The organism is Corynebacterium senegalense, assembly GCF_900411315.1.
Classification (GTDB): domain Bacteria; phylum Actinomycetota; class Actinomycetes; order Mycobacteriales; family Mycobacteriaceae; genus Corynebacterium; species Corynebacterium senegalense.
Genome location: NZ_LS990887.1, coordinates 1071713 through 1085328 on the forward strand (window position 1 = coordinate 1071713; position 13616 = coordinate 1085328).

The 13616-nt window shown below is 68.8% G+C and carries 16 protein-coding genes and 1 pseudogene; 2 read left to right on the top strand and 15 right to left on the bottom strand.

Annotation, left to right across the window (positions count from 1 at the left end; genetic code table 11):
• Positions 1-6 precede the first annotated feature (6 nt).
• The 5 genes from DYZ02_RS05230 to DYZ02_RS05250 form a co-directional block, all read right to left on the bottom strand.
• Complete coding sequence (locus DYZ02_RS05230) at positions 7-789, bottom strand: formate/nitrite transporter family protein (protein WP_115685297.1); 783 nt, start codon at positions 787-789, stop codon at positions 7-9.
• A gap of 139 nt (positions 790-928) precedes the next feature.
• Positions 929-1732 (bottom strand): ABC transporter ATP-binding protein, encoded by an 804-nt coding sequence (locus tag DYZ02_RS05235; RefSeq protein WP_115685298.1) that lies wholly within the window; start codon positions 1730-1732, stop codon positions 929-931.
• Between the two features lie 41 nt (positions 1733-1773).
• Positions 1774-2811 carry a FecCD family ABC transporter permease gene (locus tag DYZ02_RS05240; protein WP_115685299.1) on the bottom strand — a complete coding sequence of 346 codons (1038 nt, stop codon included), beginning with the start codon at positions 2809-2811 and terminating at the stop codon, positions 1774-1776.
• Positions 2812-3828, bottom strand: a complete 1017-nt coding sequence (locus DYZ02_RS05245) for a FecCD family ABC transporter permease (RefSeq protein WP_425451037.1) — start codon at positions 3826-3828, stop codon at positions 2812-2814.
• Entirely contained in the window at positions 3825-4769 is a 945-nt protein-coding gene (locus DYZ02_RS05250; protein WP_115685301.1) for an ABC transporter substrate-binding protein, read from the bottom strand. The genes DYZ02_RS05245 and DYZ02_RS05250 overlap by 4 nt, the downstream gene beginning before the upstream one ends.
• Positions 4770-4913: 144 nt before the next feature.
• Here DYZ02_RS05250 and DYZ02_RS05255 point away from each other — a divergent pair, with 144 nt between their 5' ends.
• Positions 4914-5705 (top strand): siderophore-interacting protein, encoded by a 792-nt coding sequence (locus tag DYZ02_RS05255; RefSeq protein ID WP_115685302.1) that lies wholly within the window; start codon positions 4914-4916, stop codon positions 5703-5705.
• A gap of 140 nt (positions 5706-5845) precedes the next feature.
• On the opposite strand, the gene rplE is transcribed toward DYZ02_RS05255, so the two are convergent.
• From rplE to rplN, 3 genes are read right to left on the bottom strand one after another with little or no spacing between them, the layout of a single operon-like run.
• Positions 5846-6424 carry a 50S ribosomal protein L5 gene (gene rplE, locus DYZ02_RS05260; RefSeq protein WP_115685303.1) on the bottom strand — a complete coding sequence of 193 codons (579 nt, stop codon included), beginning with the start codon at positions 6422-6424 and terminating at the stop codon, positions 5846-5848.
• A 2-nt stretch (positions 6425-6426) separates the two neighbouring features.
• Complete coding sequence (gene rplX, locus DYZ02_RS05265) at positions 6427-6741, bottom strand: 50S ribosomal protein L24 (protein WP_115685304.1); 315 nt, start codon at positions 6739-6741, stop codon at positions 6427-6429.
• A gap of 2 nt (positions 6742-6743) precedes the next feature.
• Entirely contained in the window at positions 6744-7112 is a 369-nt protein-coding gene (gene rplN, locus DYZ02_RS05270; protein WP_115685305.1) for a 50S ribosomal protein L14, read from the bottom strand.
• Positions 7113-7342: 230 nt separating this feature from the next.
• Here rplN and thiD point away from each other — a divergent pair.
• Positions 7343-8191: pseudogene (thiD, locus tag DYZ02_RS05275) on the top strand (bifunctional hydroxymethylpyrimidine kinase/phosphomethylpyrimidine kinase); the annotation flags it as partial.
• A gap of 14 nt (positions 8192-8205) precedes the next feature.
• On the opposite strand, the gene DYZ02_RS05280 reads toward thiD, so the two are convergent.
• The 7 genes from DYZ02_RS05280 to rplV all read right to left on the bottom strand — a co-directional run bounded on the left by DYZ02_RS05280 (position 8206) and on the right by rplV (position 13614).
• A complete protein-coding gene (locus DYZ02_RS05280) occupies positions 8206-9243 on the bottom strand; it encodes an LLM class flavin-dependent oxidoreductase (RefSeq protein WP_115685307.1) in 1038 nt (345 codons plus the stop codon).
• Between the two features lie 45 nt (positions 9244-9288).
• Positions 9289-11382, bottom strand: a complete 2094-nt coding sequence (locus tag DYZ02_RS05285; RefSeq protein WP_115685308.1) for a PhoX family protein — start codon at positions 11380-11382, stop codon at positions 9289-9291.
• Positions 11383-11574: 192 nt separating this feature from the next.
• On the bottom strand, positions 11575-11859 hold the full coding sequence (gene rpsQ, locus DYZ02_RS05290) for a 30S ribosomal protein S17 (RefSeq protein ID WP_115685309.1): 285 nt from the start codon (positions 11857-11859) through the stop codon (positions 11575-11577).
• Positions 11860-11861: 2 nt separating this feature from the next.
• Positions 11862-12092 carry a 50S ribosomal protein L29 gene (gene rpmC / locus DYZ02_RS05295; protein ID WP_115685310.1) on the bottom strand — a complete coding sequence of 77 codons (231 nt, stop codon included), beginning with the start codon at positions 12090-12092 and terminating at the stop codon, positions 11862-11864.
• Complete coding sequence (gene rplP, locus DYZ02_RS05300) at positions 12092-12508, bottom strand: 50S ribosomal protein L16 (protein ID WP_115685311.1); 417 nt, start codon at positions 12506-12508, stop codon at positions 12092-12094. The genes rpmC and rplP overlap by 1 nt, the downstream gene beginning before the upstream one ends.
• Before the next feature lie 3 nt (positions 12509-12511).
• Positions 12512-13255, bottom strand: a complete 744-nt coding sequence (gene rpsC / locus DYZ02_RS05305) for a 30S ribosomal protein S3 (RefSeq protein ID WP_115685312.1) — start codon at positions 13253-13255, stop codon at positions 12512-12514.
• Positions 13255-13614, bottom strand: a complete 360-nt coding sequence (gene rplV, locus DYZ02_RS05310; protein WP_115685313.1) for a 50S ribosomal protein L22 — start codon at positions 13612-13614, stop codon at positions 13255-13257. The genes rpsC and rplV overlap by 1 nt, the downstream gene beginning before the upstream one ends.
• Positions 13615-13616 lie beyond the last annotated feature (2 nt).

The following is a 13616-nucleotide window of genomic DNA, read 5'->3' on the forward strand; positions in this document are numbered from 1 at the left end:
CGCGGCTCAGTCGAGGTAGCTGGTCTTCGTGGTGTTCAGCCACGCGTAGACCGCGCCGATGCCGAGGCCGCCGCCCACGAAGTTACCGAGCCACACCATCAGCCAGTTCAGGCTGATGTGCGCGGCGTCGAAGCCGGCCGGGTGGGGGTCGGCGATGAAGGCGAGGGTGAACAGCGAGAAGTTCGCGATGATGTGCTCGAGACCGAGGCCGACGAAAATCGCGATGATCGGCAGGATGACCACGAACTTCGAAACGATGTCCGGCGCCTTGAGTGCACCCACGACCGCCATGTTCACCACGAAGTTCGCCCCGACGGCCTCGATGAACGCCCCGAGCGCCGGCTTGGCCAGCTTGCCCGCGGTGAGCGTGGAGATGAGGTGGGTGTTGTCCATCCCGCCCAGCTTCGCGGACTGGCTCATGATGAACGCGACGAGGATCGCGCCGACCAGGTTGAACACCGTGGCCACCACCACGACCCATACGGCCTTGCCCCAGCCGAGGTCGCCGCGGGCGGCCGACCAAGACACGAACATCATGTCGCCCGTGGCAAGTTCGGCGCCCAGCACGATGATGGCGAACAGGCCCAGGCCGAAGAGGCTGGCGAAGACGATGGATCCGGAGCCCGGCGCGAGCTTCTCGGCCACGTTGCCGGCCACGGCCGCGAAGGCCGTGCCGAGCGTCAGGTACATCCCGGCGAGCACGGCGCGCACGGCGAAGCGGCCGAAATCCTTGTCCAAGAGCTCGACCTTTTTGGCCGCGCCGGTGTCGATTGCCTCGTGCAGTGCCACGGGTGTTCCTTCCTCGAGTGTCGTAATCCACCGAACGCCCGTTGGCCGGGCCGGCGCGGCGGTAAAGCAGCAGGGTAGATCTTAGGGGACGGCACCTGCCGCTTCGCGGCGAGTCTGCTGTTGACCGCGCGGGGCCGCGCTACACGACGCCGCGGGGCACGATCACGGGCGAGACTCCCGCCGGGTCGTCCCACACCTCGGCGCGCAACCCGTACGCCCGCGCCAGCACTTCGGGCGTCAGCGCCTCCCCGGGCGTGCCCTGCGCGATGACGCGGCCGTCCTTCATCACCACCATGGTGTCGGAGAACATCCCCGCCAGCATCAGGTCGTGCAGAACCATCACCACCGCCTTGCCGCCGCGCGCCTGCCGGCGAGCGAGGTCGAGCATGGCCATCGCGTGCGCCGGGTCGAGGAAGGTGGTGGGCTCGTCGAGGAGCAGCACGGGTGTGTCCTGGGCGAGCGTCATGGCGAGCCAGACACGCTGACGCTGCCCTCCCGACAGGGCGGCGATGTCGCGCTCGAGCAGGTCCGAGATCCCCGCGGCCTCGCACGCCCGGGCGATGGCCTCGCGGTCGGCCGCGGACTGCCCCCGCAGACGCCCCTGGTGGGGGTGGCGCCCCCTGGCCACCAGCTCGCCCACGTAGAGCCCGTCGGGGGCGGACGGGTGCTGGGGCAGCAGCGCGATGAGGCGGGCTGCCTCCCGCGGCGACAGCGCGTGGACCTCCCCGCCGCCCACGGTGACGGAACCGGAGCGGGGAGCAACAAGCTTGGACATGGCCTTGAGCAGCGTCGATTTGCCGCACCCGTTCGGCCCGATCAGGGTGGTCACCTCACCCGCGCGGGCTTCAACGCTGACCCCGTGCAGGACTTCTGCGCCGTCGCCGTAGCCCGCGCGGATGTCCCGTGCCCGCAGCAGCGCCGCGCGCGTGTTTTCTTTCTCCATCTCTTCCTCACCTTTCACAGCCTGCCCCGCCGTTTTCTGAGTCACCGGGCCCTACCCGACTCCCGCCTCACCAGCACGACGAGAGCGAGACCTCCGATCGCCGAGGACACCGCGCCGACCGGGGCGTTCGAGGGGATGAGCCCGGCCAGCACCGCGCATAAGCCGAGCAGCGCCGCCCCCGCCGCCGCCGAGACGACCGGCGGGGGCGTCGGGGTGCGGGCCACCATCCGGCCGAGGTGCGGGGCGAGAAGGGCGACGAACCCGATCGGCCCCACCGCGGAGACCACGACAGCGGAGACTCCGGTCGCGGCGACGAGCAGGGCGGTGCGCTGCCGCGTGACATTCACGCCTAGCGTTCCCGCCGAGGCGTCGTCGTGCGCCAGCAGGGGCAGGTCGCGTCCGCACCACAGGCCCAGCGCGACGAAGGGAACGAGCCCGGCGATCAGCGGGGCGATCGCCTCCATGCGCACGAACCCCGTCGAACCGGCCAGCCACGTCTGGGCCTCGGCGGCCCGCAGCACCTCCGCCTTGAGCAGGAGGTAGCTCACCGACGCCTGGAGCATGAGCGACAGGGCGAAGCCGGTGAGCACGATCCGGTCGCTCGTCCCCACCCCGCCGAGAAGGGTGAGCAGAGCCACGACGGCGACAGAGCCGACGAGCGCCAGGCACGCCCGCCACCAGAAGTCCGGCAGGCCGTCGGCGAACGCGGGGCGGAACGTCACCGTCCCGAGCACCACCAGGACCGCCGCCCCGGAGGTCACGCCCAGAATGTCCGGGGAGGCCAGCGGGTTGCGAGCCATGGTCTGCGTCCAGGCCCCGGCCATCCCCAGCGCCGCGCCGACGAGGAGCGTCGCGACGGCGACCGGCAGGCGCAGGTCCCACACCACCGCGATCGCCCGGGGAGTCCCGCCGCCGCGCAGCACCTCGATGACCTCCAGCGGGCTGAGCGCGACCGCGCCCTGCCCCAGCAGAAGGAGGTACGAGACCGCGGCAACGCAAGAGAACACGGCGGTGGCGAGAACGCGCCGGGCCGCCCGGGAGCGGCGCTGCCGGTGGAGAACCTCGCTCGGGCCCGCCATCTACGCCACCCCCCTGCGCCACCCGACGCCTCGGTGGACGGCAGCGATCAGTACCGGCGCGCCGAGGAAGGCCAGCACGACGGACATCTCGAGCTCCCCGGGCCGCAGGATGAGGCGGCCGGCGACGTCGGCAAGCAGGACCATCGTCCCCCCGAACAGCGCCGTGGGAAGGAGCAACGCCCTCACCTGCGGGCCGACGACGCGCCGCATGACGTGCGGCGCCGCAAAACCGACGAAGGCCACCGGCCCCGCTGCGGCCGTGGCGCACCCCGCGAGGAGCACAACGCCCAGCGCGGCGCAGGCGCGCGCCAGCCGCGGGGACCCGCCGAGCGCGAGCGAGGTTTCCTCACCGAGCGCCAGCAGGTCGAGGGGGCGCGCGGCGAGCGCTGCGCAGACGCCGCCCGCCCCGAGCCCCGCCCAGGCCACGGCAGCGTCGCCGTAGCCCCGGCCGAAGGTCGATCCGACCGTCCAGTGGCGCATCCCGTCGAGCACGTCCGTGTCGAAGAGCCCGATGAGCATGGCCCCCGAGCGCAGCGCTGCGTCCACGCCCACCCCCACAAGAATCAGTGTGAGCGGGCTGCGAGCGCGCCGGGCGACCAGCATGACCACACCCGCAGCCCCCGCCGCGCCCACGAAGGCGAGGCCCGCCGTAGCACCCGCGCCGACTGCCGCGCCAACCGCTGTCCCCAGCGCCACGGTAAACGAGGCGCCGGCGGTGATGCCGATGAACCCGGGGTCCGCGAGCGGGTTGCGCGTCCACGCCTGGGCCAGCACACCCGCGACGGCGAGCGACGCGCCCACCGCGAAAGCGACGAGGGTGCGGGGCACGCGCAGGTCCCAGACGATGCCGCGGATCTCGGCGCCACCCACACCGAGCAGCGCGTCTGCGACGTCGCCTGGAGAAACGGTGCGCGAGCCGAGCAGCAGGGAGGCCGCCACGGCCACCGCGGCAGCGGCGGCGAGGAGCCCGGTGGCCAACGCCCTGCCCCGCGGGTCGCGCTTCGCGGGGGAGATCAGGACAGCTGCCCCTCAAACTTGTCGATCGCCCAGGGGATGGTCACCGGGTTCGGCATGCTCATGGCGTTGCCCACGTCCGTCTCCAGGTAGCGCACGCGCCCGTCGCGCACCACCTCGAGCCCCTGGAATGTCGCGTCGTTCTTCAGGGCGTCGGCGGCCCCGTTGTAGTCGAGCACGAAGAGGTAGTCGACGTCGTTGAGGGAGGCATAGTTCTCCGGCGCGTAGTCCACGAAGAAGCTCGAGCCGTCGCCCTGCAGCTGCTCGGGGATGGTGAAGCCGAGGTCCTCGATGAATTGTCCGCGTCCGTCGCCCGAGGTGTAGAGACCGATCTTGCCGTCGTAGGGCATCACGATCGCGGCGCGCTTGCCCTGCAGCTCGGGGTGATCCCGCTTGAAGTCGGCGAACGCCTTCTCGGTCTCCTCGATGAGCTTCTCGCCTTGCGACGCCTTACCCACCGCCCCGGCGATCGTTTCCACCTGCTTGTCCCAGGGGATCTGCCAGTCCTCGTAGCCCTCCGGCTTGAGGGCGGTCGGGGCGATCTTTTCCAGGGACTCCTTCGCCTGCGCGTCGACGGCCTGGTTCACGGCGATGATCTGCGTGGGGTCCGAGGCGGTGACCTGCTCCAGGACGTCGGCGGTGAACCCGCTGGCGGTGTTGTAGATGGTCGCCGGGGTGGCGTCGCCAAGCAGCTCATTCGACCAGGGACCCACGCCGGAGGGGTCGCCGTCACCCTGCGCGCCCCAGGGAGCGATGGCGACCGGGGTGACGTCGAGGGCGAGAAGCGTGTCGACGTCACCGAGGCCGAGGCTGGCCACGCGCATGTCCTGGCCCGCCTGCTCGGCGGCCGGCTCCCCCTCACCGCGCGAGCACCCGGCGAGGGCGAGGGCGGCGGCGGTGATGGCGGCGACGGCCACCGTGGGCTTTCTTCCCAGAAGACTCATGTGTTTCCTTCCCTGGCCCGAGCCAGATCCACACCCAGGCCGAATAAAGGCACAACGGTGTTCCGAAATTAAAGGGTCGGACGTATACTAGAGCGCGATCCGGCCATTAAGCAAGCCTTACCTCACCAACTTTCGATGGAGATCATGTCGACACACCTCCTCCACCCCGTCACCCTCGTCGCCAACGAGATGCTCAAGCCGCGCCTGCACCGGCTGACGTTTACCTCGGAGGCCTTCGCCGACTTCCCGCTGAGCGGCCCGGACGAGTTCTTCGGGCTCGTCATGCCCAAGGAGGGCCGGGAGTTCACGCCGTTCAGCATCGACGGCGTGAACATCCGCGCCGCCGTAGCCGCTCTGCCAGAGGAAACACGCCCCAACCTGCGCTGGTACACCATCCGCAGCCTCGACAGGCAACGGAAGCTTATCGACGTCGACGTCGTGACCCACGGGGACTCCGGGCCGGGCTCCCGGTGGATCCGCCGCGCGCGGCCCGGCGACACGGCTGGCATGTTCACCTGCCCCGCGCTGTGGACCCCGCCCACCGGCTCCCAGCTACTCGTCGCCGACGCCTCTGCGCTCCCGGCGCTGCGCCACATCCTCGCCTACCAGCGGGCCAACGCGCCGGAGGCACTGGCCGAGACCCACGTCGTCGCCGTGGTGACATCCCACGACGAGGTGGAGGACGGGCTTGCGGAGCAGTGGGGCACGGCCGTGCGCTCCCTCGACGTCGTGGAGGCCGCGAAGACACTCGAGACCGCGCGGACACTGACACTGCTGCGCGAGCGCTTCTCCCCCGCGCCGCCGCGCTCCGTGTGGGTCTCCGGCGAAGGCGACCTCACGAAGGCCGTGCGCGCACTAGCGGTGAAGGGGTGGGGCCTGCCCGCGGAGAAGGTCGTGTGGGTTCCCTTCTGGTTCCACGGCAGGGCCCGCCCCTGAAGACGAGCACATGAGCCCCGGAGGGCCGCTATTGCGCCCGTTTCAGGCGCACATGCTCGTCCCACCCACCCGAAACACGACAAACCCCCGCTCAACCCGGAAAGGGGCGGGGCGGGGGTGTGACGTCGTGAAGCGAAGCCTTAGGCCTGCTGCATCTTGCCGTCCTTGTCGACGAACGGGAAGCCGAGGTGGCGCAGGAGAGCGCGGCCCTCGTCGTCGTTCGTCGCGGTGGTGACGAGCGTGATGTCCATGCCGCGGACGCGATCGATCTTGTCGATGTCGATCTCGTAGAACATGGTCTGCTCGGTCAGGCCGAAGGTGTAGTTGCCGGCGCCGTCGAACTGCTTGTCGTTCAGGCCGCGGAAGTCACGAATACGCGGCAGAGCGACGTTGAGCAGGCGGTCCAGGAACTCCCACATGCGGTCGCCGCGGAGGGTGACCTTCGCGCCGATCGGCATGCCCTCACGGAGCTTGAAGTTCGCGATGGACTTCTTCGCGCGACGCAGCTGCGGCTTCTGGCCGGTGATCGCGGTCAGGTCCTCGAGCGCGCCGTTGATGACCTTGGAGTCGCGTGCGGCGTCGCCGACACCCATGTTGACGACGATCTTGGTCAGGCCCGGGATCTGCATGACGTTGTCGTAGCCGAACTCCTCGTTGAGCTTGGCGCGGATGTCGTCCTTGTAGCGGGTCTTGAGCCGCGGGGTGTAGTTCTCAGCCATGCTTAGATGTCCTTCCCGTTCGACTTGGCAACGCGGACCTTCTTGCCGTTCTCATCGAAGCGGTAGCCCACGCGGGTCGGGGTGCCGTCGGAGTCGAGGACCATCACGTTGGAGACGTGGATCGGAGCCTCCTGGGTGACGATGCCGCCAGACTCGGCGCCGCGCTCGTTGTAGGAGTTCGCAACGTGCTTCTTGATGCGGTTCACGCCCTCGACGAGGACCTTGTTGCGCTGCGGGTAGGCCTCGATGACCTTGCCCTGAGCGCCCTTGTCCTTGCCGGAAATGACCTGGACCATATCGCCCTTCTTGATCTTCATACTTAGATCACCTCCGGTGCGAGAGACACAATCTTCATGAAGCGCTTGTCGCGCAGCTCGCGCGCGACCGGGCCGAAGATACGGGTGCCGCGGGGCTCGGTGTCGTTCTTGATCAGAACGGCAGCGTTCTCGTCGAATGCGATGTAGGAGCCGTCCGGGCGACGGGTCTCCTTCTTCGCGCGGACGATGACGGCGCGGACGACCTCACCCTCCTTGACGTTGCCGCCGGGGGCGGCTTCCTTCACGGTGGCGACAATCGTGTCGCCGATGCCGGCGAAGCGTCGGACAGAGCCACCGAGCACGCGGATGCAGAGGATCTCTCGTGCACCGGTGTTGTCGGCGACCTTCAGACGCGATTCTTGCTGAATCACTGTGGTCTCCTGACCTGGTTGAATGTGCGCCAGATTTCCGTCCTGCACGCACGTGGTCACTTAGCTTTTCGCCTGAAGCTTATCGACGGACCCCGTCGGCCATCAGGCCGTGCGGTGCCGAAGGGTCTCGGGGCTTTCACTCGGAAACGCGCGTCCACCCCGACCAGTTCCAGGCAACTGTGGTATTTAACCACACTGCCTGCGCGGAACCCAAATCTCGGTGGCCCTTGATGCGGTGCCGATGCGATAGAAATGGAGGCATGTCTCAGCAGCTCCAGCAACCCAGGGTCCTCTCGATCGCCGGCACCGACCCGACCGGCGGCGCGGGGGTTCAGGCCGACCTCAAATCCATCGCCGCGGCGGGCGGCTACGGCATGGCGGTGGTGACCTCCCTGCTGGCCCAGAACACCCGCGGCGTGCAGGAGATCCACACTCCCCCGCAGTCCTTCCTCACCGCACAGCTCTCCTCGGTGTTCGACGACGTCGAGGTGGACGCCGTGAAGATCGGCATGCTTGGCAACGCCACCGTGACGCGCACCGTCTCCGAATTCCTGCGCCTCCACCCGGTGGGCGTGGTGGTCGTGGACCCGGTCATGGTGGCCACCTCCGGCGACCGGCTGCTCAGCGCCGACGCGGAGGAGGCGGTGCGCGAGTTCATCCGCGAGCACGCGACGGTGGTGACCCCGAACATCCCGGAGCTGGCGGTGATGCTCGGCACCGCGCCCGCCGCGACCTTCGAGGAGGCCGTCGAGCAGGGCGCGCGCTACGCGGCGGCCGCGGGCGTCGACGTGCTGGTCAAGGGCGGCCACCTCACGGGACCCGTGGCTTCGAACGCGCTCGTCTCCGCCGACGGCTCGGCCCACGTCATCGACCTGCCCCGCGTGGACACGGCGAACACCCACGGCACCGGCTGCTCGCTCTCCTCGGCACTGGCCACGCGCATGCTTCTCGACGCCACCCCCGCCGCAGCCGCCGAGTGGGCCTCGCACTGGCTGCACGAGGCAATAGTCCACGCGGACGCCCTGCACGTCGGCCACGGCAACGGGCCGGTGGACCACTTCCACCGGCTGCGCCGCCTCGCTGGCGGCGAAAGTTAGCTGCCCGCCGGGACCCAGCCGAGCGCGGGGGCGATGTGCTCGGCGAAGTCGGCGAGGATCTTCACGTTGGCGTCCACGCCGAGCTGGTTGGGGATGGTGAGCATGAGCGTGTCGGCCGCCTGGATCGACGGGTCGGCCGCGAGCTCCTCGATGATTGCGTCGGGCTCGGCCGCGTAGGTCTTGCCGAAGGTGACCTGCCGGCCCTCCCCCAGCGAGCCGATCTGCTCGGCGCCGCCCTGCAGCCCGAACATGCGGCGGGACTGCTCGTCGACGATGGGGAAGATACTGCGCGAGACGGAGACGCGGGGCTGCCAGTCGTGGCCCGCTTCCGCCCAGGTGTCGCGGTAGCGCTGGATCTGCCGGGCCTGGAGCTCGCCGAGGGAGGACCCGTCGGCCTCGCTGATGAGGGTGGAGCTCATGAGGTTCACGCCGTCGCGGGCAGCCTGCTCGGCGGAGTCGAAGGACCCGGCTCCCCACCAGACGCGGCGCGCCGCACCCGGCGCGTGGGGCATGACGGGCAGCGGGATGCCCGGGTGGTACATCCGCGGGTACTGCTTTTCCAGGGGCGCGGAGGTGGCCACGCCCTCGCCGCGCAGGGCGGCCATGAAGCGCTCGAAGTTGCGCCTGGCCAAGTCGGCGCCGTTGTCGGCAGCAGCGGTGAACCCGAAGGCCTCCCAGCCCTTGTCGGCGGGCTCGGGTGAGCCACGGGAGACGCCGAGGGCCACGCGCTCGTCGGAAAGCAGGTCGAGCGTGGCGATGTCCTCGGCGAGCTGCAGCGGGTTGGCGTAGCGCATGTCCAGCACGCCGGTGCCGACCTCGATGTTTTTCGTCACCGCGGCCATCGCGGACAAGAGCGCGACGGGCGAGGCGAACTGCGGGGCGAAGTGGTGGACGCGCACGTAGGCGCCGTTGACGCCGATCGCGTCCGCCTGCCTGGCGATCTCGACGGTGTCCTGCAGGGTCTGCTTCGCGCCCGGGCCCGCCTGCCCGGGCAGGGCGTAGTGGCCGAATGAGAGGAATCCGAATGACTTCATGCCCTCAACAACGTGGACACGTCATCATTTATTCCCGCCGGGGCCTCAGCCCTCGACGCCGACCTTGCCGCCGTCCTTGCGCCACGTCACCGCCACCGCGGGGCGCGGCACCTTGTTGCCGCCGTCGGGCCAGTGGGAGCCGGGTTGCTCGAAGGTGGCGTCGTCGGACTCGCCCGGGTGCTGGACGTTGACCATCACGCGCTCCTCGTCGACGATCGGGCCGCAGGTCTCGGCGCCGACCGGGACGGTGAGGAAGCACTTCACCTGGCCGCGGTTCTGCCCCTCGAGGCCGACGGCGTAGAGGCCGTCGTTGCTCTTCAGCGCGTTGCCGTCGGTGGAGATCCACAGGTTGCCGTAGGTGTCGAAGGCGAGGTTGTCCGGGCAGGAGATCGGCGAAACCTTGGTCTTGTCGAAGCCGCCGAAGTAGGAGCTGGCGGCCTCCGGGTCGCCGCAGACCAGCAGCAGGTTCCAGGTGAACTTCTCGCCCGCGTGGTCGTCCTCGATCTCCATGACGAGGCCGTTCTTGTTCTCGCGGATCGGGGCGTACTCCCTGACGTCCTCCTTGCTCTTCTTGGCGTTCTCGCCGGACGCGCCGCGGTAGGAGTTGTTCGTCAGGGCGAGGTAGACCTTGCCGGTGACGGGGTTGGCCTGGAAGTCCTCGGGGCGGTCCATCTTCGTCGCGCCGACCGCGTCGGCGGCGAGGCGGGTGTAGACGGCCACCTCCTCGGCCGTGAAACCCTCGACGTGCGACTCGGCCCCGTCGGCCGTTGCCGTGAGCAGTTTGTGCCACTCGCCGGTGCCGTCGAAGCGGCCGTCGGCCGGCAGGGCGCCGTCGCCGGCGATCTCGCCCTCGGGCGAGTTGCCCTTCAGCGAGGCGACGTAGAGGGTGCCCTCGTCGAGGATGGTCATGTTGTGGGCCATGTCGCCCTCGACGATCTTCTTGGAGGAGACGAACTTATAGATGTACTCGAAGCGCGCGTCGTCGCCGGAGTAGCACACCACGGTGCCGTCCTTGGTCACGTGGACGTTGCCCGCCTCGTGCTTGAAGCGGCCCATGGAGGTGTGCTTGACCGGGGTGGAGGCGGGGTCCTGCGGGTTGATCTCCACCATCCAGCCGAAGCGGTTGAACTCGTTGGGCTCCTTCGCCAGGTCGAAGCGGTCGTGCAGGCGCTCCCACTTGCGCTCGGAGGCGCCCTCCTTCACGCCGAAGCGCTTCACGTCCTCTGCGGCGCGGCCGTCCTTGACCGCCTCCGCGTTCGCCCAGTACTGGTCGATGTTCTCCTCGCCGGAGAGCATGGTGCCCCACGGGGTCATGCCGCCGGAGCAGTTGTTGAAGGTGCCGTACACCTTCGTGCCGCTCTGGTCTGCGCTGGTCTTGAGCAGCTCGGAGCCGGCCGCCGCGCCCGTGAGGGTGAACTCGGTGGTGCCCGTGATGCGGCGGTTGAGCGGGCCGAACTCGCGCTTCAGCTCGCCGGTCTTGCCCACCTTGGACACCTCGAGGATGGTGTGGCCGTGGCTCTCGATGCCGATGTTGATCTGCTCGTCGGTCGGGTTCTCCGCGTCGTAGTTCGGGAACATCTGCGGCTCGGTGGTGTACTCGTGCGAGCACACGTACAGCAGGCGCTCCTTGTCCGTCGGGTGGTCCATGAGCCCGGCGAAGTCGTTGTTGAAGCCGAACTGGCGCGCTGCGGCCACCGCGGTCTGGTTCATCGGGTCGAACTCGGGGGCATCCTGGTAGACGGGGTCGCCCCAGGCGATGAGCACGCCGGTGGCGTAGCCGGCCGGCACCACCACGGAGTCGTCGGTGTTCGGGGCCACGCTGTCGAACTGCATACCCTCCAGCGGTTTGACGTCGGCAGAGGAGGAGCCGGAGCCGCTTGTCGACGACCCGGAGGCCGCCCCGGTGGAGGAAGCACCCGACTCCCCCGCCCCGCACGCGGCCAGGGCCGCGCCGCCGCCGACGGTGACCACGCCGAGGCCGAAGGCGCGCAGGACGCCGCGGCGCGAGACGGTGTCGCCGAAGTACTCGTTGTCCGACGTGTTGGTGCACTCGCCGTAGCAGGCGTTGCCGCACTTGTAGGTGCAGGTCAGCTTCGATCGGTTGGACTGGAACAGCAGGTTCAGACCCCGGATGGCCATGGTGTATCTCCCCGTACTCTCGCGGCGGCGCCGCCTATCGGATTAACAGCAAAACAATGTGAACCGTAGGGCGGCGACATGGCGGGGCACGAACAACCGGGTGAACTTTCAGTGAATTGGGGCGCGAGGGGGCGTCGACAAGCAAAAAGCCCCGCACGGGGCGGGGCTTTTTGTTGCTCGATCGGGCGGCGCTTAGCGGGCCTTCTCGATGATGTCCACGAGACGGAAGTGCTTGTCCTTGGACAGCGGGCGGGTCTCCTCGATGTGGACGAGGTCGCCGATGCCGGCGGTGTTGTTCTCGTCGTGGGCCTTCACGCGCTTGGTAGTGCGCACGATCTTGCCGTACAGGCCGTGGGACTTGCGGTCCTCAACCTCGACGACGATCGTCTTGTCCATCTTGTTGGACACGACGTATCCACGGCGGCGCTTCTGCAGGCCCTTTTCCTTCTGGTTTTCGTTCACGTTTGCCTCAGTCATGGTTATGCCTCAGCTCCCGGGACGACGGACAGGCCGAGCTCGCGCTCGCGCAGCACGGTGTAGATGCGTGCGATGTCGCGCTTGACGGTGGAGATGCGGCGGTTGTTGGTCAGCTGGCCGGTGGCGAGCTGGAAGCGCAGGTTGAACAGCTCTTCCTTCGCCTCGGACAGGCGGGTGCGCAGCTCGTTGTCGTTGAGCTCGCGGAACTCGGATGCGGGGGTACCGTTAGCCATTAGAACTGGTCCTCCTTCTTGATGACGCGAACCTTGCACGGCAGCTTCGCGCCGGCGCGGCGCAGAGCTTCCATGGCGGTCTCCTCGTTCGGGTACGACATCTCGAAGAGGATGCGGCCCGGCTTAACGTTGGCCACCCACTTCTCCACGGGACCCTTACCGGAACCCATACGCACGCCGAGCGGCTTCTGGGTCAGGGGGCGGTCCGGGAAGATGTTGATCCAGACCTTGCCGCCGCGCTTGACGTGGCGGTTGATCGCGATACGCGCGGCCTCGATCTGGCGGTTGGTGATGTAGGCCGGCTCGAGAGCCTGGAGGCCATAGTCACCGAAGTTGATGGTGTTGCCACCCTTGGACACGCCGCGACGGGTCGGGCGGTGCTGGCGGCGGTACTTAACGCGCTTAGGAATAAGCATGTTTTAGCCCTCCTGCTTCTGCTCTGCGCGCTGGCGACGCTGGCCACCGCGGCGCGGGCGGCGGTCGCCGCGGCCGCGGCGCTCGTTCGACGGAGCGTTGAGCTCAGACTCACGGACGCCACCGACGACGTCGCCCTTGTAGATCCACACCTTGACGCCGATGACGCCGAAGGTGGTGTGTGCTTCTGCGATGCCGTAGTCGATCTCCGCGCGGAGCGTGTGCAGCGGCACACGGCCCTCGTGGTAGCGCTCGACGCGGGACATCTCGGCGCCGCCCAGACGGCCGGAGGTCATCACCTTGATGCCCTTGACCTGCGGGTTGCGCATTGCGGACTGGATAGCCTTGCGCATCGCGCGGCGGAAGGCGACGCGGTTGACCAGCTGCTCGGCGATGGACTGGGCCACCAGGGCAGCGTTGGCGTCTACGTTCTTGACCTCGAGGATGTTGAGGGCGACCATCTTGCCGGTGAGCTTCTCGAGCTCGCGGCGGATGCGGTCAGCCTCGGCGCCGCGGCGGCCGATCACGATGCCCGGGCGGGCGGTGTGAATGTCGACGCGGACGCGGTCGCGGGTGCGCTCGATGACGACGTCGGCGATGCCGGCGCGCTCCAGGCCCTTGGACAGGAACTCGCGGATCTTGATGTCCTCAGCGACGTAGTCGGCGTAGTTCTTGTCGGCGTACCAGTGGGACTTCCAGTCGGCGGTGATTCCCAGGCGCAGGCCGTGTGGGTGAATCTTCTGGCCCATTACTTAGCCCCTTCCTTGGACTCGACAACAACGGTGATGTGCGACGTGCGCTTCCGGATCTGGAAGGCGCGGCCCTGGGCGCGCGGCTGGAAGCGGCGCATCGTCGGACCCTCGTTGGCGTAGGCCTCGGAGATGACCAGGGTGCGCGGGTCCAGGCCGAAGTTGTTTTCGGCGTTGGCGGCCGCGGAAGCGACGACCTTGGCCACCGGCTTGGCGGCGCCCTGCGGTGCGTACTTCAGGATGGCGAGGGCCTCGGCTACGGACTTGCCGCGGACGAGAGCCAGCACGCGGCGGGCCTTCATCGGGGAAGTGCGGACGAACTTGGCCGTCGCGGATGCAGTGGTGATGGTCTCAGCCATTG

What these genes read in the sequence shown, in the direction of transcription:
- DYZ02_RS05255 (WP_115685302.1), top strand. Translation starts at nt 4,914, where the DNA reads ATGTCGACACACCTCCTCCACCCCGTCACCCTCGTCGCCAACGAGATG.
- rpmC (WP_115685310.1), bottom strand. Translation starts at nt 12,092, where the DNA reads ATGGCTAACGGTACCCCCGCATCCGAGTTCCGCGAGCTCAACGACAAC.
- rpsC (WP_115685312.1), bottom strand. Translation starts at nt 13,255, where the DNA reads ATGGGCCAGAAGATTCACCCACACGGCCTGCGCCTGGGAATCACCGCC.
- rplP (WP_115685311.1), bottom strand. Translation starts at nt 12,508, where the DNA reads ATGCTTATTCCTAAGCGCGTTAAGTACCGCCGCCAGCACCGCCCGACC.
- DYZ02_RS05235 (WP_115685298.1), bottom strand. Translation starts at nt 1,732, where the DNA reads ATGGAGAAAGAAAACACGCGCGCGGCGCTGCTGCGGGCACGGGACATC.
- DYZ02_RS05280 (WP_115685307.1), bottom strand. Translation starts at nt 9,243, where the DNA reads ATGAAGTCATTCGGATTCCTCTCATTCGGCCACTACGCCCTGCCCGGG.
- DYZ02_RS05250 (WP_115685301.1), bottom strand. Translation starts at nt 4,769, where the DNA reads ATGAGTCTTCTGGGAAGAAAGCCCACGGTGGCCGTCGCCGCCATCACC.
- DYZ02_RS05240 (WP_115685299.1), bottom strand. Translation starts at nt 2,811, where the DNA reads ATGGCGGGCCCGAGCGAGGTTCTCCACCGGCAGCGCCGCTCCCGGGCG.
- rplV (WP_115685313.1), bottom strand. Translation starts at nt 13,614, where the DNA reads ATGGCTGAGACCATCACCACTGCATCCGCGACGGCCAAGTTCGTCCGC.
- rplE (WP_115685303.1), bottom strand. Translation starts at nt 6,424, where the DNA reads ATGGCTGAGAACTACACCCCGCGGCTCAAGACCCGCTACAAGGACGAC.
- DYZ02_RS05285 (WP_115685308.1), bottom strand. Translation starts at nt 11,382, where the DNA reads ATGGCCATCCGGGGTCTGAACCTGCTGTTCCAGTCCAACCGATCGAAG.
- rplX (WP_115685304.1), bottom strand. Translation starts at nt 6,741, where the DNA reads ATGAAGATCAAGAAGGGCGATATGGTCCAGGTCATTTCCGGCAAGGAC.
- rpsQ (WP_115685309.1), bottom strand. Translation starts at nt 11,859, where the DNA reads ATGACTGAGGCAAACGTGAACGAAAACCAGAAGGAAAAGGGCCTGCAG.